Raw genomic sequence first — 23344 nt, 5'->3', positions numbered from 1 at the left:
GGTGGGATATCGGTTATGACCGCACTGGTGCTCGGCCCCCTGCTCCGCCATGTCAGTGAGACGTCGGCCACCGTCTGGGTGGAGACGTCCGAGGCCTGCGAGGTGTCGGTGCTGGGGCGGATCGTCCCGACCTTCGCCCTCCACGGGCACCATTTCGCGCTGGTCGACGTGGACGGCCTGGAACCGGGGAGCGTCACCCCCTACGAGGTCGGCCTGGACGGCCGCAAGGCGTGGCCGGAACCCGGGAGCGAGTTCCCCGCCTCGGTGATCAGGACCCTCTCGCCCGAGCGCCCGGTGAGCGTGTCGTTCGGATCGTGCCGGATCGCCCCGGCGGCCCAGGAGACGCATGGGATCGACGCCCTGAGCGCGTTCGCCCACGCCCTGAAGGACGGGGCGGAGCCGCCCACCGTGCTGCTGATGATCGGCGACCAGGTCTACGCCGACGGCACCGGCGAGCGCATGCAGGCCTTCATCAAGGGCCGGCGCGACATCACGGCCGAGCCGTTCGAGGAGATCGCCGACTTCGAGGAGTACACCGAGCTGTACCGGCTGGCCTGGATGACCGATCCGGCCGTGCGGTGGCTGCTCTCGACCGTGCCGACCTTCAGCATCTTCGACGACCACGACGTGCGCGACGACTGGAACACCTCCTTCGCGTGGCGCGAGTGGATCTGGACGCAGCCCTGGTGGCGCCGGCGGATCGTCGGCGGCCTCGGCTCGTACTGGGTCTACCAGCACCTCGGGAACCTCTCGCCGCAGGAGCGGAGCACCGACGCGCTGTACGCGGCCGTGCTGGCGGCCAAGGACGGCGGCCAGGTGCTGGACGAGTTCGCCGAACGCGCCGACAAGGAGCCCTCGACGGCCCGCTGGTCGTTCACGCTCGACCTCGGTAAGACCCGGGTGGTGGTCGTCGACAGCCGGGCCTCACGCCTGCTGACCGCGGACCGGCGCGCGATGCTCGACGACGCCGAGCAGGAGTGGTTCGACTCCCAGCTCACCGGCGGGCTCGACCATCTGCTCATCGCCAGCTCCCTTCCCTACCTGCTGCCCCCGGCGATCCACCACGCCGAGGCGTGGAACGAACGTATCGCCGCCCGCCGACAGAACGGCTTCGGCGAGAAGCTCCGCCGCTTCGCCGACCTCGAGCACTGGGCGGCGTTCGACTCCTCCTTCCGCAGGGTCGCCGAGGCCGTCACGGAGGTGGCCGAGGGCAAGCGCGGCGACGCCCCCGCCTGCATCGCCTTCCTGTCGGGCGACATCCACTACAGCTACCTGGCCCGGGTGAAGGGCCTGCCGATCACCCAGATCGTCTGCTCCCCGTTCCGCAATCCGCTCAACGGCGTTTTCAAATGGGCCAACCGGCTGGCCTGCGTCCCCGGCATGAGCGGCCCCGCCCGTCTCGTCGCCATGACGGCCCGCGCGCCGAAGCCGCCGCTGAAGTGGTCGATCTCCGACGGGCCCTGGTTCGACAACGCCATCGCGACCGTCGCCACCCACGACCGCGCCGCCAAGGTCCTCTGGCGCACCCCGAGCTCCCCCACGGCCCTGCGCCCGCTGCACGAGCTCGATCTCTGACCGCGGCGGGCCCGGACGGCGGCGACCCCTGGACCTGGGCGGGTCAGGGGTCGCGGAGCGGTCCGGTCAGGCGTCGAGGAGGGCGTCGTACTCGTCTTCGGGGCGGCCGAGGTCCACACGGGCACGGAAGCGCATGCGCAGGAGGCCTTCGAGACTGTCGGCGGCGTCGCCCCTGCTGGCCTCGGGCTGGGCCAGGATGAGGTCGGCGCCTTCGGTGGACCAGGTGTGGGCACCCAGCAGGTCACCGTGTTCGTAGAGGACCTCCGCGACGACGCGGTAGACCTCCGGGTCGGTCGGCTTGCTCTCGCGGATCTGGGCGAGGAGGGAGAGGGACTCCTCGGTCTCACCGAGCTTGAGCAGGGCGTCGGCGAGATAGACGCGGGGGTCTCCGTAGACCTCGCCGCCGTCTTCGATGGCGAGGCGGTAGACCTCCGCGGCACGGACGTGGTCGCCCGCGTGCTGGAACTGCTCGCCCGCGCGGAGCAGGACCTTCGCCCTGGAGACACCGCCCTGCGAAGGCTCGGCCGTGTCGGCCATTTCGGTGAGCCGGACGGCGGCGGCGCGGTGTTCACCCGTCCGCAGCGTGTCGAACTCAAGGTCGTCGAGATCGGCTTCGGTCACGTGGGTCACGCCTATGACGTTACCTGCGCCCCTCGCAGGAAACCGGAGAAATACTCAAGATCGGACCAACCCGTTCGCACCGTGAGCGGCCGGACGCTCCCGAGCGCCTTGACCATGCCCTTGACGAACTTGTTCCTGACACCCTTGACCGGCTCCGGTCAGCGGCGTGAGCGTTCGAGGGCGTCCCAGAAGCCGCGGCGCAGAGCGTGCCTGACCTCGTCGTGCAGGAGGAAGTCGATCGGGAGCGCGGAGCCCTGGAGCAGGCGCGCCTCCAGGTCGGAGGGCATCCGGGGCTTGCGGGCGAGGACGGCCTCCAGCCACAGGGCGGGGGCGTCGCGGGCGACGGACTCGCCGAAGTCCTGGCCCTCGGTGTGGGCGGCCTTGACCGCGTCCGACAGGGACGGGCCCGGCGCGGGCGCCGACTGGGCGGGCAGCGGCTGCGGCCCGGTGTAGGGGCCGTGCTGCGGCTGCGCGGGCGGCGGGGTCGCGTACGACGACGGAAGCCCGCCCAGGCCGGGGGCGGGGTTGGAGACCGGCAGGCTCGAGGTCTGCGGGCTCGACGGGGGCGGGTTCAGCGCCGACGGCAGCCCGCTGGAGTAGGACGGCGACGATCCGGTCGAATACGGCGAGGAGGACGAGCCCGTCGAATACGACTGCGAGCCGGTCGAGTAGGAGGACGACGAAGGCGGCGGCGCCGGGGATCCGAGCGGCGGGTTCAGGTAGGACGGCGCGGCGGGCTGAGCCTGCGGCTGGGCCTGCGACTGCGTCCCGTAGGGGATGCCGCTGAGGATGTTGGCCGGCGAGTTGAGCGGTGCCGAGACGGGCGCGGCGAGCTGCGGCTGGGGCAGCGCGGGCGGCGGCGTCAGCGGGGAGGACGGCGGCGGCGAGGTGTGCGTGGGCGAGGAGTGGATGCTGCTCTGCAGGCTCGCGAGCGGTGAACCGTTCGAGCCGTGCCCGTTGGACAGCGGGGAGAGGCCGCTCTCGCCGCCCCGGTCGATGCCCGACAGGAGGTTCACGTACGGACGCAGATGGCCGGAGCTGATCTCGATGAGGTCGTCGCACTCCTGGCGCAGGACCCGGGAGATCGTCCAGTTGCCGTCGACCGCGACGTGCACGATGGTCACGCGCATCCCGAGGTCCTGGGCGTCGGCGATGACCGTCGCGAGGTCCTCGTCGCCGCTGACGATCACGGCGTCGGCGATGCCCTTGTTGCGGGCGAGCGTCATCAGGTCGCGGTTCAGCTCGGTGTCGACCCCGCCGCGCCCGCTGGAGCGGCTGCGGCCGAGCCGGAGTTTCAGCCCCGGAAGATCGGCGAGCGCCTCGTGCTCGGGACCGCGACGGCCCTCGACCGACGATTCGTACCAGTAGCAGCGCAACAGCGACATGCCCGACCGCTCACGCGCGAGATTGCCGAGGAGCTGCAGCAGCCCACCGAAATCCCACGAGACGGACTCGCGATGGCGGGTTCCGTGCACCGCCATCGCGCCGTCGGCCAGCAAGTAGCCGGCGTCTACGAACAGCGCACAGCGTTCCACGCGACACCGCACCTCTCCGACCCCACCTCTGGGATCACGACCCGAATCGACCCAGCTCAGATCCAGGCTTGTCTAGCCTAATGAAGTCCACTCGCGACGTACGCCGAACCGGCGATTCGCATCTTTCCCCGCTCACCCGCCGCACGCAAGGGTCTGGGAGAACGCCCGGGGTCTTCCGCGATTTCGTCTGCGCGGACGCTACCAGCGATTCCGGTCTGTCCGTAATGAGTTCACATGATCTTTACGGCGGATCTGCACAGCAGGTCAGCTGCGTAGCGGGGCCGTGACCGTGACGACACCGGCCACATAAGCATCGGTCTTTGTGGTCAAGGAAAGCAGGGGTTTACCGCGCAGCCGGGCCGTGTACGACACGACATCGACACCGTAGGTCATCCGCGGTCCGACGGCTCCGGCCGCCGAGCTGACGAAGGCGTTGGCCCCGCCGAGTGAGGTCGCGGCGGTCCTGCCGTCCCCGGAGAGCAGGACCCGGTCCTCGCCGAGCTGAGCGTCGCCCTCCCACGCGACGACGCCGATCCGGGCCGGGATCGCGGCGGGCAGCAGGCCGTCGACGGGCACATCGACCCGGTCGGCGCCGGTCGGGCCGAGCGCCTTCGGGCCGTCGAGGATCATGGTCCGGCTGAGCGGGGCGGCCGGGTCGGAGACGACCACGACGAGGCTCCAGCCCGCGTACTTCGCCACGCCCGTCCTGGTCGGCACGTCGGCGACCCAGTAGCGGCCGGACTCGGTGACCTTCGAGGTGACGTCGGCGAAGGCCTGGTAGGCGCCGTAGCCGGGCAGCTTCACGGCGTCGGCGTCCTGTGCCTTGACGGTCGTGTACGCGCCGCCCGGCACCCGCAGCCGCGCGGTCTTCTCCTCGCCCGACTCCACGCCCGACCAGTACAGACCGGCCCACAGCACCTTGCCGCCGAACGTGAGGTCGGCCGCGCTGGAGGAGGCGGTACCGGGGGCGTCGTCGAGGTCGATCGGCTTCATGGGCCAGAAGTCGTTGTCGAGCTCGGTGCCCTTGCGGTTCCTGGCCTCCTCGCAGCCCGGCTTCCCGGCGGGGCAGCTCATCAGCGCGTTGCCCGCCTGGACGATCCGGACGTTCCCGTCGGTGGCGAACCTGGCGGGCATCCCCGCCTCCTGGACGCCGCGGTCGGCCTCGGCCTTGAGCGCGGCCTTTCCGCCGTCCTGGCGGAGGGCGAGGGAGACCGGCGGGCCGAGCGGCGCGTCGTCGGCGACGAGGACGTGCAGGTAGGCGGAGGCGGTGGCGCGCGGCCGCAGCGGACCGTGGGCGCAGCGCAGGACCTCCTCCATCGGGCGGCACGACCAGCCGCCGCCGGGGGCGACGAGCGGTGCCCAGGCCGCGGCGGTCCTGCCGGTGGCGCCGCCGGTGAAGCCGACCCCCGGCGGGAGGGCGACGTCCGCGGCGATCGGCCGGGACGCCCCGCCGCCGGAGTTGCGGACCGTCATCGCGACGATGCCCGGCTTGCCGCGCAGCAGGACGCCGACCGTCCCGATCTCGGCGTCCAGCCGGGACGGCCGAGGGCTCGGCGTGGACGACACCGGCCTCGGCACGGGCGGCGGCACGACGGCGGGGTCGCCCGGCGCGGGCACGGGCTTCGGGACCGGCGCGGGGGCGGGGGCGGGCTTGACCGGCGCCGGACGCTGCGGCCGCGCGACGGCCGGCGGGCGAGGCTCGGCCTTCTTCGGCAGCGGCAGCTCGTTCCCGGCGGGCAGGGCGAGGAGCCCGGCCGCGACCGCGACGGCCACCGCGGTGCCGCCCGCGAGGGCCTGCTGCTGCCGCTTGGGCAGCGTCTTCCACCAGAACAGCGCGCCGCCGAAGATCCCGCCCTTGAGCAGGTAGGCGGCCCCGCCGACGCCGAGGATGAGCGGCCCCACGAGGGTGCGCAGCGACCGGTTGAGGTCCTTGAGCTCCAGGTAGATGGCGCGGCAGTCGGAGCAGTCGTCGAGATGGGCCTCGACCCTGGCCGTCTCCTTCTTCGCGAGCCCGCCGCGGACGTAGGCGCCGAGGATGTCGAGCGTCGGCCGGCACGCCTTCGGCGGGGTCGCGGCCAGGTGCATCTGCAGGTAGGCCTGCTTGAGGCCCTCGCGGGCCCGGTAGGCGAGCGCGGCGACGCCGTTGGCGCTCAGCCCGAGCAGCGGGGCGACGTCGGCGGGCTTCCTGCCCTCGATCTCGGTGTGCCACAGGACGGCCTGCCAGCGTTCGGGCAGCGACAGGTACGCCCGGACGATCATCTTCTGCTCGAGCCCCTCCAGCGCGGGGTCGACGAACGGCACCCCGGGGTCGTACAGCTCGATCTCGTCGGTGATGTTCTCGCGCCTGCCCGCCCGGTGCCGGTCGTAGACCGTCCGGCGGACGGAGGTCAGCAGGTAGGGCCGGAAGCTGTCGCCCGGGCCGCCGCCGCGCTGGATCACCGAGAGGACCTTGGTGAAGGTCTCCGAGACGGCGTCGTCGACCTCGGTGTCGCTGCTGATGAGGTGCCTGGCCAGGCCCCTGGCCGCCGCCTTGTGCCGCTCGTAGAGCAGGGCGTAGGCGTCGTTGTCGCCCGTCCGGATCCGGCTGATGAGCGCGGCGTCGCTCGGCTCGGCCACCGCTTGCTCCCCCATTGCCACCCCTTTTGGCTGTGTCTGACCGTAACCTATTGGCTACCGACAGTCGCTGGGGTTGATTCCGCAAATCGCGTCATGACTAAACGGATCCGTCGTCTTGGTTCTTGAGCGGGTTTACGACGGGAGGACCGGATGGCGTACGTGTGGCGCGACGTGGTCGGCGCCGAGCGGTTGTGCGAGGTGTGGCGGTCGCACAGCATGCGGACCTGGACCCTGCCCTGCGACTGGTGGACTCCGGCCGTCGAGGCGCTGGCCGAGGCCGTCGCCTCGGGGCGTCCGGCGATGCGGGACGCCTGCCGTCTGGGGATCTCCAGGGGACGGGCGGGGATCGGGATCGGCGAGACCCTCGACGACCTCGCGGCCCTCGCGACGGCCGTCGGCTGGCCCGATCCTCCGCTGCGGCTGGTGCGGGCCATCGCGGAGGGCTGGGCGGAGGCGGGCATCACCCACCTGGCGGGACCGGCCTGCGAGGATCCGCTCACCGGGCTGGCCACCCTGCCCTACCTGCGCAGCAGGCTCGCCGAGATCTACCGCGAGGCCATCGCGTCGGCGACCCCGGCCGACTCCACCCACACCCTGGTGATGATCGAGGTGAACGACGACTCCCCCTCCTGGCGCCGTCTGGCGAGGGCGGTGGTCGTCGGCCATGATCTGCGGGCCGTCTTCCCCGGCGGCGAGACCCTCACGCTGATCTCCTCCGGCCATGCGGCGGCGCTCGTCCCGCTCAGGCCGTCGCTGGGGCTGCAGACCGCCCGGCTCAGACGGGCGCTCAGGGAGACCGCGCTCGTCTGGGTGGAACGCCTCCCGCCGACGCACCGCGACGCCCTCGCCCTGCTCGAAGCCATCGCCCCCTGAAGCCCGTCGGCGCCGGCGACGTCCCGGAGAGGGGGCGGGACCCCGGCGCCGACGGCCCTCCCTGGCACTATGTCCGGATGAACGCGACGCGCCCGATCTGTCCCGACGACGCTCCGGCGCTGGCCGCGCTGCTGCGCGCGAACCGCGACTTCCTGGCGCCCTGGGAGCCGATCCGCCCCGACGTCTACTTCACGCCGGAGGGCCAGCGGGCCGTCATCGAGGACGACCTCTCCCGCCTGGCCCGCGGCGACGCCCTCCCGCACGTCATCCTCGACGCCGCCGGAGCCCCGATCGGCCGCATCACCCTGAGCGGCATCGTCCGCGGCGCCTTCCAGTCCGGCAGCCTCGGCTACTGGCTCAGCGCCCCCGCCAACGGCAAGGGCCACGCCACCCGCGCCGTCGAGCACATCATCGCCCTCGCCTTCTCGGCCCTGAACCTCCACCGCATCCAGGCCGAGACCCTCCCCCACAACACCCGCTCCCAGCGCGTCCTGGAACGCACCGGCTTCACCCCCTACGGCCGGGCCCCCGCCTACCTCAACATCGCCGGCACCTGGCAGGACCACACCCTCTACCAGCTCCTCAACCCCATTTGGCACCCCTGACCCCCGGTCACGCCCTCTAGCTGAACACGAGCTCCCACTGATGAGCGGGCGCGACGATCCGGTTCACCTCGACGACGCGCCCACCCTCCGCGACCGCGACCCGCGTGATCGCGAAGACCCGCTGATCCTCATCCATCCGCAACGCCACCACCTCGTCCTCGGCAGGCGTCCGCACCCGCACGGTCTCGGTGAACTCCACCGGCGCATATCCCAGCTCCCCGAGCCTCGAATACGTCCCGCCCGGCCCGGTGTCCACCTCCGCGATCCGCGTCCCCCCGACGATCCCCAACGGCAGATACGACGTCGCGAGCTGCACCGGCACCCCATCAGCCGACATCTCCCGCACCCGGGCGAGCACCGGCTCCCCAGCCTCCACCCCGAGCAAGAGCGCCACCTCGGCAGGCGCGGCGACTTCTGCCACCGAGACGACGGCCTCGGGCACCAGCCCCAGCCCCCTGATCTCGGCGTCGAACGCCCCCCGGCTCCCCTCCGCCTCCCGGACGCCCTGAGCCTGACGCCCCGCACTCTCCCGGCGAATGATCGGCAACTCGTTCACGGTCGTCCCTCTCCCTCTTTCCGGACGCACCAATCCCTCGGTCCGCAACATGGCCAGCGCCCGATTCACCGTCGCCCGGGTGACCCCGAACCGCTCGGCCAGCACCGGCTCGGCGGGCAGCAGCGCCCCCGGCGGAAACTCCCCGTCGGCGATCGCCGCCCGCAGCAACGCCACGACCTGCCGATACTCCGACCTGGGCTTCTCCACTGGCATGTGCGCTCCGAAAATCGCCGACTGCTGCTCGATCCAGCATAGAACGATCGCGCAACGTCGCGCGTTTGCCGAACTCCCTTGACAGTGCGCATCGGCGACCCCACGCTATGAAACGTGCAACGTTCTACCTATCTAGGGAGCCGCCTTGAACGTGAGTGAAACGCGCTTCGATCTCCTCGTGAGGCTGGCGTGGCAGATCAACGCGCTGCGGCGGGCCGTCATGGTGGTCATGCCGGTCAATGGGGAGCCGGTCGTCTGGGTCTCCATGTCCGACGGGCGGCGCTTCGCTGTGATGGCCGTTCAGCAGGGCGGCGGTTGGATCTTCGTCTGGGGCGTGCACTACGCGCCCACCGAGCCGATGGCCGATGCGGCGGCACTGATCGCGGCGGTCACCTCATGACCAGCGAGATCCTGGAGGTGGCCGCGGCCCCGGAGAAGGTCGGCGAAGTGCGGCGCTGGGCCCGCAAGGTCCTGGAAAGCCTGCCGGACGGGATCGTCGATGACCTCGTGCTCCTCCTGACCGAGGTCGTGACGAACTCGATCGAGCACTCGGCCTCGCGCCGAGGTGGTCTGGTCACCGTTCAGCTCACCGCGGCGAGAACGCATCTGCGATGCGAGGTGACCGACGGGGGTGGTGACACCTGCCCGCAGCTTCTGGAACTCGCCGATGCCGAGCACGGCCGGGGGCTGCTGATCGTCGATCGGATCTCCGCCCGATGGGGTTCGCGCGAGGTCACCGGTGGAGGGACGCTCACATGGTTCGAGCTCGGACGTGGAGCTGCCCGACTCTTACCTCTGCTCGATGGCTCGGGAATTCGGGGTTGGGGAGCTCGAGGGGGCGAAGTCCTTTCGGGTGGTCAGGGGAGGGGGCGGGTGTATTCGATCTGGGGGACGGGGGTGCCGTTGCCGTAGTCGTGGGTGCGGGGGGTGGGGGTGGGGGTGAAGCCGGACTTTTCGTAGAAGCGGCGAGATTGGGGGGTGTCGCGGAGGGTCCAGAGGTGGGCTCGGGGGTGGCCCTGGGTGTGGAGGGCGTGGAGGGTGGCGGTCATGAGGGCGGGGGCTATGCCGGTGCCCCAGGCGGCGGGGTGGGCGTAGAAGCCGTAGATCTCGGCTTCACCCGGGCGGGTGTGGGAGGGGCCGGAGTAGGAGAAGGCCAGGGGGCGGTCGTCCAGGGCGGCCAGGAGGGCGATGGTTCCGGGCGGGGCCTCGGCCAGGGTCTTCGTCCACTTGGTGCGGCGGCTCTCGACCGCTTCGGTGAAGAAGGGATCGGTGAAGAAGGAGGCGTAGGCGGCCTTCCAGGATTCGGCGTGGACCTCGCCGATCGCGGGGGCGTCCGACGGGGTGGCCTGGAAGATCCTGAAGGTGGGCGTCACAAGATCACGGTACTGGAGCTGGGGAAATCGGGCGGCGGGGGCGTTCTGTCAGAGGGGCGTGGCAGGGTCCGGGGTATGGATCGCGACACGTTCTGGAAGATCATCGAGGCCTCGGGGGCCGACCACGAGCGGCTGGCCGGGCTGCTGGCCGAGCGGCGGCCCGAGGAGATCCTCGACTTCCGCGGCCACTACGACGAGGTCCATCACGGCCTCTACCGCTGGGACGTGTGGGCCGCCGGGTACCTGATCGGCGGCGGGTGCAGCGACGACTCGTTCATGGACTTCCGGGCGGGCGTCATCGCCCAGGGCCGCGACTGGTACGACCGGGCGTCCGCGAGCCCCGACTCCCTGGCCGAGCATCCCTCCGTCCGCGAGTCCGCGGCCGAGGGCGGCGACGAGGCCCTGTTCTACGAGGACTTCACCTACGCGCCCGGCGAGGCCTACGTCCGGGCCACCGGCACCGACGACACCGCCTTCTACGAGGCACTGGAGCGGCGCCATCCCGGCGGGCGCCCGGACACCGACATGGGGGAGGACTTCGACTTCGACGACAGCGCCGAGATGCACCGCCGGCTGCCCCTGCTGGCCTCGCTCTTCCTGCCCTGACCGCCACCGGCGACCCGAGACCGGCGGCCGAGCGGGATCAGAGGGCGGTGATCAGGGAGCGCAGTGCTTCGGCGAGGGTGCCGGGAGAGGCGTGGAAAACCGTCCAGGCGCGGAGGGAGGCCTGGTGGGCGCGCGGATCGCCGGGATCGGCGGACAGGTAGGCGCAGGGGGCGTCCGGCCAGGTGTCGGCGGGGGCGGGCAGGTCGGCGTCCAGGAAGACGTACGCGCCGATCGTGCGCTTGGCGGCGCGCTGGGCGAGGGCCAGCGACGGGACCAGCGGGCCCGCGTCACCGCCGGCCACCAGGACCAGCGGCGAGGCGGGAGCCCCCGCCGCGATCTCCAGGGCGCAGCCGGCGACGTAGCGGTGGTTCCCCGACGGCGGATCGGACGGCCGCGGGGCGATGACGTGGTGCCCGCGGCCCCTCAGGTCACCGGCCAGGGAATCCGGAAGGTCATCACCGAGGAGGATGAGGGTGCCGGGCGTCATGAGGCCATCGTGACAGGTTCCCAGGGGTGGACGGGGCGGAGGGAGGGACCGCCGAGCCGGTCTAGGCTTGGAGGCGTGAGCGATCGTGATGAGCTGCTGAAAGAGATCAAGAGCAAGGCCGTGCAGCATGGGGACTTCACGTTGTCCTCGGGGCTGAAGGCGTCGTTCTACGTCGATCTGCGACGGGTGACCCTGGACGGGAAGGCCGCGCCGCTGGTGGGGCGGGTCATGCTCGACCTGACCACCGATCTCGGCTACACGGCCGTCGGCGGGCTGACGCTCGGCGCCGACCCCGTCGCTGCCGCGATGCTGCACGCGGCGGCGGCCAGGGGCCAGATCCTCGACTCGTTCGTCGTGCGGAAGGCGGCCAAGCAGCACGGCATGCAGCGCCGGATCGAGGGCCCCGACATCAGGGGCCGCCGGGTGCTGGTGGTGGAGGACACCTCCACCACCGGTGGATCCCCGCTGACGGCCGTCGAGGCGGCCCAGGAGGCCGGAGCGATCGTGGTGGGGGTGGCGACCGTGGTCGAGCGGAGCGCCGCGGAGGCCATCGTCAAGGCCGGCCACGAGTACCGGTACGCCTACACGCTCGACGACCTCGACCTGGACTGAAAAATCCCAGGAAACTCTTTGATAACGGACTACTTGGTGACGAGTTTTCCGCCACGGAAACGGAGGTTGGCCGGGGCCTGCTGCCCCAGGTCGACCTTCTTCCCGTCGACGATCAGCTCGACCGTCCCGGGCGTGTAGATCGTCAGGTCGATGTTGGGCCAGGTGAGCGGGCGGTTGTCGCCCCTGGTCAGATCGCCCTGGATGTAGACCTCGTCGCCGCCCGGCGACTGCGCGAGCACGCGGGCCTTGCCGATGGGCTTGAGCTCGCCGTACACGGCCCTGGCCTGGGCGCTCTGCTTCTGGGTGCCGGTCGTCTGCGCCCCCGAGCCCGGCTTGCCCGACTTGGAGGAGAGGGAGCTGACCAGCGCGATGCCACCGACCACGACCAAGGCCACGGCGAGTGCCACGGCCAAGCCGATGATCAGTAGTCGCGCAAGACCACGAGGGTCATTCCGGTGTCGTCCCACAGGGGGAGGGTAGCGACAGGTTGGGAGTGCGGCGACCAGAGTGACTGATCAGTGACCGATGCGACGGCGGCTGTTTTACCGGCCGGACCGGCTATTTCACGGCTTTCCGGCCCTTCCGCATCTCCAGGATGATCGGGACGACCGAGATGATGAGAATCACCACGACGCCCGGAATGATGTACTTGTCGATGTTGGGCACCTTGTTGCCCAGCCAGTGGCCGAGCAGGAACAGGCTGTCGGTCCAGATGATGCCGCCGATGGTGTTCCAGATGAGGAAGCGCTTGGCGTCCATGCCGAGCATGCCCGCCAGCGGGTTCAGGAACGTCCGGACGATCGGCACGAACCTGGCGATCACGACCGCCTTCTCGGGCCCGAACCTGTTGAAGTAGTGCTCGGCCTTCTCGACCCACTCCTTCTTGAAGATCCGCGAATCGGGCCGGTCGAACAGTTTCCGCCCGTACTTCGCCCCGATCCAGTGCCCGAGCTGCGCCCCGGCGATCGCCGCGATGGGCCCGCCGATCAGCAGGACGGGCAGCGAGATCTTCTCGAACTCGGTGTCGCCGATCTGGTTCACCGAGGTCAGGATCCCCGCGGTGAACAACAGCGAGTCCCCGGGGAGGATGCAGCCGAACAGCAGGCCCGTCTCCGCGAAGATGATCACAAGGACGCCGATGGCGGCGAAGGCGCCGAACAGGCCCAGCCAGTATTCAGGGTGCAGGAAATCCACGCACGCAGCCTATCCAGGCCGGGACGTTCTGGACTCCCTCCCTGGTGCGATCCCCCGAAGGGGGGTAGCAAGGAGAAAGAGCCGGTGCGAGATAGTAGGCGTGAGGCAGACCATTGCCGCACCCTCCTGCGGCGACACCGGGTCCGTCCTCCCTCTGAGGGGGGACGCGTCGGTGGTTGACCTGCCCCGAAATGAGAGGACACGCGCATGCCCATCGCCACTCCCGAGGTCTACGCCGAGATGCTCGACCGCGCCAAGCGGGAAGGGTTCGCCTACCCGGCGATCAACGTGACGTCGAGCCAGACGCTCAACGCGGCGCTGAAGGGCTTCGCGGACGCGGAGAGCGACGGCATCATCCAGGTATCGACGGGCGGCGCCGAATATCTTTCAGGCTCGCTCAAGAGCATGGTCACCGGCTCCGCGGCCTTCGCCGAGTACGCCAGGGTCGTCGCGGCCGAGTACCCGGTCAACATCGCCCTGCACACCGACCACTGCCCGAAGGACAAGCTGGACGGCTTCATGCGTCCGCTGATCAAGATCTCTCAGGAGCGGGTGGCGCGCGGCCAGGAGCCGCTGTTCCAGTCGCACATGTGGGACGGCTCCGCGGTGCCGCTCAAGGAGAACCTCGAGATCGCGGTGGAACTGCTGGCCGAATCGGTCAAGGCCAAGACGATCATGGAGATGGAGATCGGCGTCGTCGGCGGCGAGGAGGACGGCGTCTCCCACGAGATCAACGAGAAGCTGTACACGACCGTCCAGGACGCCCTCGACACCGCGGCCGCGGTCGGCGTCGGCGACAAGGGCCGGTACATCCTGGCCGCGACCTTCGGCAACGTCCACGGCGTCTACAAGCCGGGCGCGGTCAAGCTGCGTCCCGAGGTCCTCAAGGGCCTTCAGGAGGCCGTCGGCGCCGAGTACGGCAAGGACAAGCCGTTCGACCTGGTCTTCCACGGCGGCTCCGGCTCCTCTCTCGAGGAGATCCGCGAGGCGCTGGGCTACGGCGTCGTCAAGATGAACATCGACACCGACACCCAGTACACCTTCACCCGCCCGGTCGCCGACCACATGCTCCGCAACTACGACGCGGTGCTGAAGGTCGACGGCGAGGTCGGCAACAAGAAGCTCTACGACCCGCGTTCGTGGGGCAAGGCCGCGGAGGCCGCCATGGCCGCCCGGATCGTCACGGCCTGCGAGGATCTGCTGTCCGCGGGCAAGCGGCTGAAGTAACAGCCCCGGAAGATCGATGTGAGACCCGGTATCGCCGGGCGGGGGTCGGGTTGCTTAAGGTGCTGGCATGAGCCAGAACCTGCTGGGCGGCCCGGCCCCGACCCTTCTGCCCGACCTTCCCGAGGCCACGCGGTTGCTGGCGGACGGAACGGATCCGTACGAGGTAGCCGCGAAGTTCCCCGCCCACCCCGCGGCCTGGGGCGTGCTCGCCGAGCGCGCCTTCGCCAAGGGCAGCGTGATCGACTGTTACGCCTATGCCCGCACCGGCTACCACCGCGGCCTGGACGCCCTGCGCCGCAACGGCTGGAAGGGCCACGGCCCGATCCCCTGGGAGCACGAGCCGAACCGCGGCTTCCTGCGCTGCCTGAACGCCCTGGGCAAGGCCGCCGCCGCGATCGGCGAGGACGAGGAGGCGGAACGCTGCAAGACGTTCCTCAGCGACTCATCCGCAACCGCCGCAGAAGCCCTTTCCGGCCAGTAAAGATGGCTTTACGGGCCCCCACCGGGTTCCGTCGTTGCGCAGGTCGGGTAAGATCTGATCGCAAGAGGCCCCTTGTCGCGCTTGCGATCAGGGGCTTTTCTGTTTTCCGGGAGCAGAAGGAGAAAGTCTGATGCCGGCCATCGTGCTCGTCGGTGCTCAGTGGGGCGACGAAGGAAAGGGCAAGGCGACAGACCTGCTCGGCGGAAGGGTCGACTACGTCGTCCGATACCAGGGCGGCAACAACGCCGGCCACACCGTGGTGATCGGGGACAAGAGCTATGCCCTCCACCTGCTCCCGTCCGGGGTCCTGTCCCCCGACGTGGTGCCGGTGATCGGCAACGGCGTGGTCATCGACCCGGGCGTCCTGCTGCAGGAGATCGACGGGCTCAAGGCCCGCGGGATCACCTGTGAACGCCTGCTGATCTCCGCCAACGCTCACCTGATCATGCCCCAGCACCGCGCCCTCGACAAAGTGTCGGAGCGCTACCTGGGCAAGTCGCGGATCGGCACCACGGGACGGGGCATCGGCCCCGCCTACGGTGACAAGATCGCGCGTCTGGGGGTGCGGGTCCAGGACCTGTTCGACCCGGGCATCCTGCAGAAGAAGATCGAGCTCTCGCTGCGGGAGAAGAACCAGCTCCTGACCAAGGTCTACAACCGGCGGCCGATCCTGGTCGAGCCGATCGTCGAGGAGTACCTGGCCTACGGCGAGCGGCTCAAGCCGTACGTCGCCAACACCGAGCTGATCCTCAACCGGGCGCTCGACGAGGGCAAGGTCGTGCTGCTGGAAGGCGCCCAGGGAACGCTCCTGGACATCGACCACGGCACCTACCCGTTCGTCACGTCCTCCTCCCCGACCGCGGGCGGCGCGTGCGCCGGCTCCGGTGTCGGGCCGACCAAGGTCACCGGCGTCATCGGGATCCTCAAGGCCTACACGACGCGCGTCGGCTCGGGACCGTTCCCGACCGAGCTGCTCGACGACATGGGCGAGTACCTGCGGACCACCGGCCACGAGTACGGCGTGACCACCGGTCGCGACCGCCGCTGCGGCTGGTTCGACGCGGTCATCGCCCGCTACGCCACCCGCGTCAACGGCGTCACGGACTACTTCCTCACCAAGCTGGACGTCCTGTCCGGCCTGAAGGAGATCCCGGTCTGCGTCGCCTACGACGTCGAGGGCGTCCGCCACGACGAGCTGCCCTCGACCCAGACCGACTTCCACCACGCCACGCCGATCCTGGAGTACTTCCCCGGCTGGCAGGAGGACATCACCTCGGCGAAGACGTTCGAGGACCTGCCGCCGAACGCCCAGGCCTACGTCCGCAAGCTCGAGGAGCTGTCGGGCGCGCGGATCTCGGCGATCGGCGTCGGCCCCGGCCGTGACCAGACCCTCTCGCTCCACGACCTGGTCTAGGAAAGCATCACGGAGTGTGTTGCCTCACACCCTCCGGTCAAAGCGGTGAAGGCGGTGCTGCGGGCATACCTGGGAGCCCTACTGTGGTTACAGGTGTTGTTCGTGCAGCGTCCACCCATTGACCGGGGGGTGTTCGATTACTCCGCGTAGCTTGTCGCCCATGCGGCGACGCGTCGAGGTGCAAGGTCATCGGGGGGCTCGCGGGCTACGGCCGGAGAACACGCTTCCCGCCTTCGCCCACGCCCTCGAGCTCGGGGTGGACGGGGTCGAGTTCGACGTCGGGCTCACCTCCGACGGGGTGGTGGTCGTCCACCACGACCAGACGCTCTCGGCGCTCACGACCGTCGACGTGGCACCGCTGACCCCCGACGATCCGAAATATCCCTATGTGGGATGGCGGATCCGGGAGCTCACCCTCGCCCAGATCAAGACGGTCGACTCCGGGGTGCGCCGGTTCGAGCCGGGCGACCCGTTCTCGATGACCCAGCTTCCGCTGCCCGGCACGCCCGTGGCGACGCTCGCCGAGGTGTCCCGCCTGGTCGGCGGGGTGCCGGGGGTGAAGCTCGCGGTCGAGCTGAAGACCGATCCGTCCTGGCCGGACGCGGAGGTCGGCGAGTTCGTCGCCACCGTCTGCCGCGTCCTCGACTCCCAGAACCTGCTGCGCCGCACCCGGCTGCTCGGCTTCGACTGGCGCTTCCTCAAGCACGCCCGCCGCCTGGCGCCCAAGGCCGGCCGGGTCGCGCTGGCCGAGCCGCCCACGCTCGACCCGTCCTGGCTGGCGGGGGGCGATCCCGCCGATCCGGCCGCCGCCGCGTTCGCCGCGGGCGCCACCCACTTCTCGCCCCAGTACACGATCCTGACGCCGGCCCTCCACGAGGCCTCCCTCGCCCTGGGGATGCCCGTCACGGTCTGGACGGTCAACGACCCGTCCGCGATGGAGCACTTCGTCGACATGGGTGTGGCCGCGATCGTCTCGGACTACCCCGACCGGCTCCGGGTGGTCCTCCACGACCTGGGCCTGCCCCTGCCGCGCCGCCAGAGGATCCGCCGCACCGCTCCCGCGTCCTGAGCCGCCCGGGTTTTCCACAGGCTGTGGACAACCTGGGGGCGGGAGCACGGAAAGAGCCCCGGCCGACCGGCCGGGACCCCTCGTGGCCCGCTTCAGGAGACGCGGTTCTCCGTGGCCTTGAGCGCGATGTCCGTCCGGTACCGGGCACCGCGCAGCCGGATCCTGCCGGTGGCGGCGTAGGCGACGGCGCGGGCCTCGGCCAGGTCGGCGCCCGTCCCGACGACCGACAGGACCCGGCCGCCGTTCGAGACGATCAGCCCGTCCTCGTCGAGCGCGGTACCGGCGTGCAGGACGTAGGCGCCGATCACGGCGTCGGCCTCGTCCAGGCCCGCGATGACGTCGCCCTTCACCGGGGTGCCCGGGTAGTTCTCGGCGGCGACCACGACGGTCACGGCGGAGCCGGGCTTCCAGTCGAGCTTGGTGCCGGGCGCGAGGTTCCCGACGGCGCAGGCCTGGAGGAGCGTCGCCAGCGGGGTCGACAGCCGGTCCAGGACGACCTGGGTCTCCGGGTCGCCGAAGCGGGCGTTGAACTCGATGACCCGGACGCCGCGCGACGTCAGCGCCAGCCCCGCGTACAGGACGCCCACGTAGGGGCTGTTGCGGCGGCGGAGCTCGTCGATCGTCGGCTGGACGACCGTCCGCATGACCTCCTCGACCAGGCCGTGCGGAGCCCAGCCGAGCGGCGTGTAGGCACCCATGCCGCCGGTGTTCGGGCCCTCGTCGCCGTCGAGGGCGCGCTTGAAGTCCTGGGCGGGCGACAGGGCCACGGCGTGCTCGCCGTCGCACAGGGCGAACAGCGAGACCTCGGGGCCGTCGAGGTACTCCTCGATCACGACCCGGTCGCACTGCGCGGCGTGCTCGGCGGCCTCGGCGCGGTCGAGGGTGACGACGACGCCCTTGCCGGCGGCGAGACCGTCGTCCTTGACCACGTACGGCGGGCCGAACGCGTCGAGCGCGGCGGAGACCTGGTCGGCGGAGTCGCACACGTGGGCGCGGGCCGTCGGAACGCCCGCCGCCTCCATGATCTCCTTCGCGAAGGCCTTGGAGCCCTCGATCCGGGCGGGTCCGGCGTCGGGGCCGAAGCACGGGATGCCCTCGCGGCGCACCGCGTCGCCGACGCCCGCCACCAGCGGGGCCTCCGGGCCGATGACCACCAGAGTGATCTTGAGCCGGACGGCCAGCTCGACGACGGCCTGCGGATCGGTCGGATCCAGGACGTGGTTCTCGGCCAGGGACGCGGTCCCCGGGTTGCCGGGAGCGCAGAAGAGCGCGCTCACCGCAGGGTCTTGGGCGAGGGAACGGACCAGGGCGTGCTCGCGGCCGCCGGATCCCAGTACAAGGACGCGCACGTTGGGCGAGCCTATCGGCTAAGTCACGGCCGCAGTGCGGTGGGGATGCGTCGGACGTCACAGTGTCCCCCGGTGAACCTGCGCGTTGACCGGTACGTCTTATGTGTCGGGTGATAACCTGGCGCAGGTTTGTGACCCGTCCCCCAGAGACGAAGGGAGGTGGCCGGAAATGAGTACTGGTGATCCTTGCAGTACCAGCGAAATGCCTCATCATCCGCAGTCCACCTCTTCACGGGGGCCGGTAACGCCTGCGCGCTCGCTGCACTAGCCGAGCGCCCTCACGCGTGTCCGGGCTCCGGATCTGTGCGTGAAAAGGAGCCCCCCATGGCCATGACCAGGGTGCGCCCGTCCCGTTCGCTGTTCTTCCGCAGCCCGCGTCCCGCGGCCTGCGAAGCCGTTCCGTGCAAGGACAGCGCGGTCAAGGACTGGGCCGTTTACATCGACGGGCACCGTGTGGTGACCGAGAGCGTCGCCGACGCCGTCCGCCTCGTCAGGGACGGCCGGCTGGAGCCCTACGCCGACCCCGCCGGATTCGTCTGGGTCGGCCTGCACGACCCGGAGTCCGCCGAGCTGGAGAAGCTCGCGGAGCTCTTCGGGCTGCCGCCGCTGGCCGTCGAGGACGCGATCAAGGCCCACCAGCGGCCGAAGCTCGAACGCTACGACGACATGCAGTTCTTCGTGCTGAAGACCGTCGGCTACACCGACCGGCCGACCGGCATCGAGGTCGAGACCGGCGAGATCATGATCTTCTGCGGGCCCGACTTCGTGGTGACGGTCCGGTACGGCGACTACGTCGAGCTCGGGAGCGTCCGGCGCAGGCTGGAGGCCAACCCCGAGCGGCTCGACCTGGGGCCGACCAGCGTCCTGCACGCGGTGGCCGACCGGGTCGTCGACGAGTACCTGCGGGTGGCCGAGGCCGTCCAGGAGGACGTCGACGAGGTCGAGGAGTCGGTGTTCTCCTCCGAGCGGACCGACGACGCCAGCCGCATCTACCGGCTCAAGCGCGAGACGATCCAGCTCAAGCGGGCCGTCGGGCCGCTGTCGGGGCCGCTGCGCACCCTGTGCAACCGGCGGATGGTGCCGACCGAGATCCGCGAGTACCTGCGGGACGTCGAGGACCACCTGACGCGCGTCCGCGAGCAGGTCGACGCCTGCGACGAGCTCCTCAACCCGATCCTCCAGGCGCACATGACGCAGGTGACGGTCGGCGACAACAAGGACATGCGCAAGATCTCCGCCTGGGGCGCCATCCTGATGCTCCCGACGGCGATCGCGGGCATCTACGGCATGAACTTCGACTACATGCCCGAGCTGCGCTGGACCGGCAGCTACTACGTGGTGCTCGGCGTGATCGCGATCGGCTGCACCATGCTGTACCGGGGCTTCCGGCGCAACGGCTGGCTGTGACGGCTGCGACAATCGGACGATGACCACGGTTACCGGGCTGAACGTCTACCCGATCAAGAGCGGGTCGGGGACGGCGCTGTCCTCGGCCGAGGTGACCCCGCTGGGCTTCCGGCACGACCGGGAGTTCATGCTGATCGACTCCGACGGGACCATGCTGACCCAGCGGGCCCATCCCCGGATGGCCCTGCTGGACGTCGGCTACGACGGCCGTCTCCTGACGGTCGGCGACCTCGTCCACAGGCCTGTGGACGACGGACCGCTGATCGAGACCAGTGTGTGGAAGGACCCGGTCACGGCCATCGACCAGGGCGAGGAGGCCGCGACCTGGTTCTCCGCCTTCCTCGACCTCAAGTGCCGCCTGGTCCGCTTCACCGGCCACCGCCCCACCGGCTCGGGCGGCCAGACGGCCTTCGCCGACGGCTACCCCGTCCTGGTGATCTCCCAGGAGTCCCTGGACGATCTCAACGACCGGCTGGCCGAACGCGGTGAGGACGCCCTGCCGATGAACCGTTTCCGGCCGAACCTCGTGCTCAGCGGGCTCGGCCCGTTCGGCGAGGACGGCGTGCGGCGGATCCGGATCGGCGAGGTCGAGCTGGACGTCGTCAAGCCCTGCGGACGCTGTGTGCTGACCACCGTCGACCAGGCCACGGGCGTCAAGGGCCGGGAGCCGCTGCGGACCCTCGCCGGCTACCGCGCCCAGGTCTACGAGGGCGACCGGCAGATCATGTTCGGCCAGAACGCCGTCCCGCGCACGACCGGTACCCTTCACCTGGGCGAATCCGTGACGGTCCTGGCCTGACGGCCCCTGTCGATCGAGCATCCTGGAGTGGCGGCGTGAAGCACCTGCACAGCGGCAAGGTTCGCGATCTGTACGAACTGCCGGGAGGCGAGCTGCTGCTCGTCGCGCGGGACACCATGTCGGCCTACGACTATGTGCTCGACACCCCGATCCCGGACAAGGGCGCCATCCTCACCCAGCTCTCGCTGTGGTGGTTCGACAAGCTCGCCGACGTGGCCCCCAACCACGTGATCGGCACCGCGCTGCCCGACGGGGCGCCGGCCGGGTGGGCCGGGCGGTCCGTGGTCGCGAAGAAGCTCGACATGGTCCCGGTGGAGTGCGTGGCGCGCGGCTACCTGACCGGCGGCGGGCTCGCCGAGTACCGCAGGACCGGCTCGGTGTGCGGGGTCGAGCTGCCCGAGGGCCTCGTGGACGGCTCCCGCCTGCCCGAGCCGATCTTCACCCCGACGACCAAGGCCGCCGTCGGCGACCACGACGAGCCGATGACCTTCGCCGAGGTCGAGAAGGCCGTGGGCGCCGAGACCGCGGCCCGCCTGCGCGACCTGACCCTCGAGGTCTACCGGCGCGGCGCCGAGCTCGCCCTGGAACGCGGTGTGATCGTCGCCGACACCAAGATCGAGGTCGGGTTCGCCGACGGGGTCCTGACCCTCGGCGACGAGATCCTCACCCCCGACTCCTCCCGGTTCTGGCCCGCCGACCTCTGGGAACCGGGCCACGGCCAGCCGTCCTTCGACAAGCAGTACGTCCGCGACTGGCTGGTCTCCGCCGAGTCCGGCTGGGACCGTTCGTCCGGCGAGGCCCCTCCCGGCCTCCCCGCGGACGTCATCGAGCGGACCCGCGCCAAGTACGTCGAGGCCTACGAGCGCATCACCGGCCGTACCTGGCTGTAGCGGCCACCGGCCCGGCCGGACGGGATAGGTTCAGTGCCATGTCAGTGCCCAGGGTCGCCCTCACCGTCGACCTCGTCGTCCTCACCGTGCGCGAACAGCGGCTCTGCGCCCTGACCTGGAAGCGCGACCGTGATCCCTACCTCGGCTGCTGGTCGCTGCCGGGCGGGTTCATCCAGCTCGACGAGGACCTGCCGGTGGCGGCCGTCCGGCTGATGGACGAGCGGGCGGGGCTCGCGGACGTCCGGATCCATCTCGAACAGCTCTCGACGTTCGGGTATCCCGACCGCGACCCGCGGCAGCGCGTCGTCAGCGTCACCTATCTGGGGCTGGCGCCGAACCTGCCGGCGTCGTCGCGTGCGCAGGTGCTGTGGAAGCCCGTGGACGTCCTTTTCGAGCGGGAGGAGAACGCCTTCGACCACCGGCGGATCCTGCGCGAGGGGGTCGAGCGGGCGCGGGCCAAGCTGGAGTACACCTCGCTGGCGGCCGCGTTCTGCCCGCCCGCGTTCACCGTCGCGGAGCTGCGGCGGGTCTATGAGATCGTCTGGGGCACCGCGCTGGACCCGCGGAACTTCCACCGCAAGGTCACCGGCGCCGACCGGTTCCTGGTGCCGACCGGCGACACCACCACCCGGGACGGGGGGCGTCCGGCCCAGCTCTTCCGGCGGGGGAGCGCCGAGCAGCTGCATCCTCCGATGCTGCGACCCAACACATAAGGTGTGTTCGCGACACTCGATGAGGAGGCAGTGAATGAGCGTGCGATTCCGTTCGGTCCTGGAGCGGTTCGAGGCCTACAAGCCCGGTAAGACCGTGCTCTCGCCCGACGGACGGTCGTTCAAGCTCTCCTCCAACGAGTCCCCCGGCGCGCCGCTGCCGTCCGTGATCGAGGCGATCGGCGAGGCCGCGCTGACGATCAACCGCTACCCCGACAACGGCTGCACCGAGCTCATCGCCGAGCTGTCGCTGCGGCACGGGGTGCCCGAGGACCACATCGCCGTCGGCTGCGGCTCGGTCGTGCTCACCCAGCACCTGTTCGCGGCGGTGTCCGAGCCCGGCGTCGAGATCATCTTCGCCTGGCGCTCGTTCGAGGCCTACCCGCAGTTCGCCGACCTGTGCGGGGCGACGGCCGTGCCCGTCCCGCTGAAGGACGACGAGACCCACGATCTCGACGCGATGCTCGCCGCGATCACCCCGGCCACCCGGATGGTGATCGTCTGCAACCCGAACAACCCGACCGGCGAGGTCGTCCGGCGCGACGAGCTGACGGCCTTCCTCGACGCGGTGCCGCCGCACGTCCTGGTCGTGCTCGACGAGGCCTACCGCGAGTACATCCGCGACGAGGACGTCCCGGACGGCCTGACGCTCTACGGCGACCGGCCGAACGTGTGCGTCCTGCGGACCTTCTCCAAGGCCTACGGGCTCGCCGGGCTGCGCGTGGGCTTCCTGGTCGGGCATCCGGCCGTCGCGCAGGCCATGCGCAAGGTCTACCTGCCCTTCAGCGTGAACAGCCTCGCCCAGGCCGCGGCCGTCGCCTCGCTGCGCCACGAGGACGAGCTTCTGGAGCGCGTCGCGGTGATCGTCGCGGAGCGGGGCCGGGTCGTCGAGGAGCTGCGCGGCCAGGGCTGGACCGTCCCGGACACCCAGGCGAACTTCGTGTGGATCCGGCTCGGCGACCGCTCGGCCGACTTCGCCGCCCACTGCGCCGCCGCCGGGGTCTCGGTCCGCCCCTTCGCCACCGACGGGGTCCGCGTCTCCATCGCCGACCCCGCCGACAACGACGTCTTCCTCCAGGTGGCCGCCGCCTACCCGCACCGCTCCTGACGGGAACCATCGGCCCTTCGGGCG

25 protein-coding genes are annotated in these 23344 nt (G+C 70.6%); 16 read left to right on the top strand and 9 right to left on the bottom strand.

Annotation, left to right across the window (positions count from 1 at the left end; translation table 11 throughout):
• Positions 1–15: 15 nt before the first annotated feature.
• Positions 16–1575 carry an alkaline phosphatase D family protein gene (locus ABD785_RS35530; protein ID WP_344837480.1) on the top strand — a complete coding sequence of 520 codons (1560 nt, stop codon included), beginning with the start codon at positions 16–18 and terminating at the stop codon, positions 1573–1575.
• A 66-nt stretch (positions 1576–1641) separates the two neighbouring features.
• On the opposite strand, the gene ABD785_RS35525 is transcribed toward ABD785_RS35530, so the two are convergent.
• The 3 genes from ABD785_RS35525 to ABD785_RS35515 form a co-directional block, all read right to left on the bottom strand.
• The gene (locus ABD785_RS35525; RefSeq protein WP_344837477.1) at positions 1642–2205 is read right to left on the bottom strand and encodes a tetratricopeptide repeat protein; all 564 of its coding nucleotides are present in this window, start codon (positions 2203–2205) and stop codon (positions 1642–1644) included.
• A 149-nt stretch (positions 2206–2354) separates the two neighbouring features.
• Positions 2355–3731 (bottom strand): NYN domain-containing protein, encoded by a 1377-nt coding sequence (locus tag ABD785_RS35520; protein WP_344837474.1) that lies wholly within the window; start codon positions 3729–3731, stop codon positions 2355–2357.
• A gap of 264 nt (positions 3732–3995) precedes the next feature.
• The gene (locus tag ABD785_RS35515) at positions 3996–6362 is read right to left on the bottom strand and encodes a sigma-70 family RNA polymerase sigma factor (RefSeq protein WP_344837471.1); all 2367 of its coding nucleotides are present in this window, start codon (positions 6360–6362) and stop codon (positions 3996–3998) included.
• Between the two features lie 135 nt (positions 6363–6497).
• Between ABD785_RS35515 and ABD785_RS35510 the strand changes: the two genes are divergently transcribed.
• The gene (locus ABD785_RS35510; RefSeq protein ID WP_344837468.1) at positions 6498–7220 is read left to right on the top strand and encodes a hypothetical protein; all 723 of its coding nucleotides are present in this window, start codon (positions 6498–6500) and stop codon (positions 7218–7220) included.
• Positions 7221–7297: 77 nt separating this feature from the next.
• Entirely contained in the window at positions 7298–7825 is a 528-nt protein-coding gene (locus ABD785_RS35505) for a GNAT family N-acetyltransferase (protein WP_344837466.1), read from the top strand.
• Between the two features lie 16 nt (positions 7826–7841).
• Here the strand turns inward: ABD785_RS35505 and ABD785_RS35500 are convergent, their stop codons facing one another.
• Entirely contained in the window at positions 7842–8594 is a 753-nt protein-coding gene (locus ABD785_RS35500; protein ID WP_344837463.1) for a GntR family transcriptional regulator, read from the bottom strand.
• 151 nt (positions 8595–8745) lie between these two features.
• Between ABD785_RS35500 and ABD785_RS35495 the strand changes: the two genes are divergently transcribed.
• Positions 8746–8994: a hypothetical protein gene (locus tag ABD785_RS35495; RefSeq protein WP_344837460.1), complete on the top strand. Its 249-nt coding sequence runs from the start codon at positions 8746–8748 to the stop codon at positions 8992–8994.
• Positions 8991–9506: an ATP-binding protein gene (locus ABD785_RS35490; protein ID WP_344837457.1), complete on the top strand. Its 516-nt coding sequence runs from the start codon at positions 8991–8993 to the stop codon at positions 9504–9506. Before ABD785_RS35495 ends, ABD785_RS35490 begins: the two co-directional genes overlap by 4 nt.
• On the opposite strand, the gene ABD785_RS35485 is transcribed toward ABD785_RS35490, so the two are convergent.
• Positions 9452–9967, bottom strand: a complete 516-nt coding sequence (locus ABD785_RS35485; protein ID WP_344837454.1) for a GNAT family N-acetyltransferase — start codon at positions 9965–9967, stop codon at positions 9452–9454. The genes ABD785_RS35490 and ABD785_RS35485 overlap by 55 nt on opposite strands.
• Before the next feature lie 75 nt (positions 9968–10042).
• On the opposite strand from ABD785_RS35485, the gene ABD785_RS35480 reads away from it, so the two are divergent.
• A complete protein-coding gene (locus ABD785_RS35480) occupies positions 10043–10573 on the top strand; it encodes a DUF4240 domain-containing protein (protein WP_344837451.1) in 531 nt (176 codons plus the stop codon).
• Between the two features lie 37 nt (positions 10574–10610).
• Here ABD785_RS35480 and ABD785_RS35475 read toward each other — a convergent pair whose 3' ends face one another.
• Positions 10611–11060: a hypothetical protein gene (locus tag ABD785_RS35475; protein WP_344837449.1), complete on the bottom strand. Its 450-nt coding sequence runs from the start codon at positions 11058–11060 to the stop codon at positions 10611–10613.
• A 75-nt stretch (positions 11061–11135) separates the two neighbouring features.
• On the opposite strand from ABD785_RS35475, the gene pyrE reads away from it, so the two are divergent.
• On the top strand, positions 11136–11672 hold the full coding sequence (gene pyrE / locus ABD785_RS35470; protein WP_344837447.1) for an orotate phosphoribosyltransferase: 537 nt from the start codon (positions 11136–11138) through the stop codon (positions 11670–11672).
• Positions 11673–11701: 29 nt separating this feature from the next.
• On the opposite strand, the gene ABD785_RS35465 is transcribed toward pyrE, so the two are convergent.
• Positions 11702–12079, bottom strand: a complete 378-nt coding sequence (locus tag ABD785_RS35465) for a hypothetical protein (RefSeq protein WP_344837445.1) — start codon at positions 12077–12079, stop codon at positions 11702–11704.
• 151 nt (positions 12080–12230) lie between these two features.
• On the bottom strand, positions 12231–12866 hold the full coding sequence (locus ABD785_RS35460; protein ID WP_344837442.1) for a DedA family protein: 636 nt from the start codon (positions 12864–12866) through the stop codon (positions 12231–12233).
• A gap of 207 nt (positions 12867–13073) precedes the next feature.
• On the opposite strand from ABD785_RS35460, the gene fbaA reads away from it, so the two are divergent.
• The 4 genes from fbaA to ABD785_RS35440 all read left to right on the top strand — a co-directional run bounded on the left by fbaA (position 13074) and on the right by ABD785_RS35440 (position 17057).
• Entirely contained in the window at positions 13074–14093 is a 1020-nt protein-coding gene (gene fbaA / locus ABD785_RS35455; protein ID WP_344837440.1) for a class II fructose-bisphosphate aldolase, read from the top strand.
• Positions 14094–14160: 67 nt separating this feature from the next.
• Positions 14161–14574 carry a DUF3151 domain-containing protein gene (locus ABD785_RS35450; RefSeq protein ID WP_344837438.1) on the top strand — a complete coding sequence of 138 codons (414 nt, stop codon included), beginning with the start codon at positions 14161–14163 and terminating at the stop codon, positions 14572–14574.
• Between the two features lie 130 nt (positions 14575–14704).
• Positions 14705–15988, top strand: a complete 1284-nt coding sequence (locus ABD785_RS35445) for an adenylosuccinate synthase (protein WP_344837436.1) — start codon at positions 14705–14707, stop codon at positions 15986–15988.
• Positions 15989–16148: 160 nt separating this feature from the next.
• On the top strand, positions 16149–17057 hold the full coding sequence (locus ABD785_RS35440; protein WP_344837434.1) for a glycerophosphodiester phosphodiesterase family protein: 909 nt from the start codon (positions 16149–16151) through the stop codon (positions 17055–17057).
• 92 nt (positions 17058–17149) lie between these two features.
• Here the strand turns inward: ABD785_RS35440 and purD are convergent, their stop codons facing one another.
• Positions 17150–18406, bottom strand: coding sequence for a phosphoribosylamine--glycine ligase (gene purD, locus ABD785_RS35435; protein ID WP_344837432.1), 1257 nt, complete (start codon positions 18404–18406; stop codon positions 17150–17152).
• A gap of 324 nt (positions 18407–18730) precedes the next feature.
• Between purD and ABD785_RS35430 the strand changes: the two genes are divergently transcribed.
• Genes ABD785_RS35430 through ABD785_RS35410 form a run of 5 tightly spaced genes read left to right on the top strand, consistent with a single transcriptional unit; the run spans position 18731 to position 23320 of the window.
• Complete coding sequence (locus tag ABD785_RS35430; RefSeq protein ID WP_344837429.1) at positions 18731–19813, top strand: magnesium and cobalt transport protein CorA; 1083 nt, start codon at positions 18731–18733, stop codon at positions 19811–19813.
• Between the two features lie 19 nt (positions 19814–19832).
• Positions 19833–20612: an MOSC domain-containing protein gene (locus ABD785_RS35425; protein WP_344837426.1), complete on the top strand. Its 780-nt coding sequence runs from the start codon at positions 19833–19835 to the stop codon at positions 20610–20612.
• A complete protein-coding gene (locus tag ABD785_RS35420) occupies positions 20609–21502 on the top strand; it encodes a phosphoribosylaminoimidazolesuccinocarboxamide synthase (protein ID WP_344837582.1) in 894 nt (297 codons plus the stop codon). Before ABD785_RS35425 ends, ABD785_RS35420 begins: the two co-directional genes overlap by 4 nt.
• 38 nt (positions 21503–21540) lie before the next feature.
• Entirely contained in the window at positions 21541–22215 is a 675-nt protein-coding gene (locus ABD785_RS35415; RefSeq protein ID WP_344837423.1) for an NUDIX hydrolase, read from the top strand.
• Between the two features lie 34 nt (positions 22216–22249).
• Positions 22250–23320 carry a pyridoxal phosphate-dependent aminotransferase gene (locus ABD785_RS35410; protein ID WP_344837420.1) on the top strand — a complete coding sequence of 357 codons (1071 nt, stop codon included), beginning with the start codon at positions 22250–22252 and terminating at the stop codon, positions 23318–23320.
• Positions 23321–23344: the final 24 nt, after the last annotated feature.

The sequence above is a fragment of the Actinocorallia longicatena genome (assembly GCF_039534125.1).
Taxonomy (GTDB): domain Bacteria; phylum Actinomycetota; class Actinomycetes; order Streptosporangiales; family Streptosporangiaceae; genus Actinocorallia; species Actinocorallia longicatena.
This window is presented reverse-complemented; position numbering and strand designations above follow the sequence as displayed.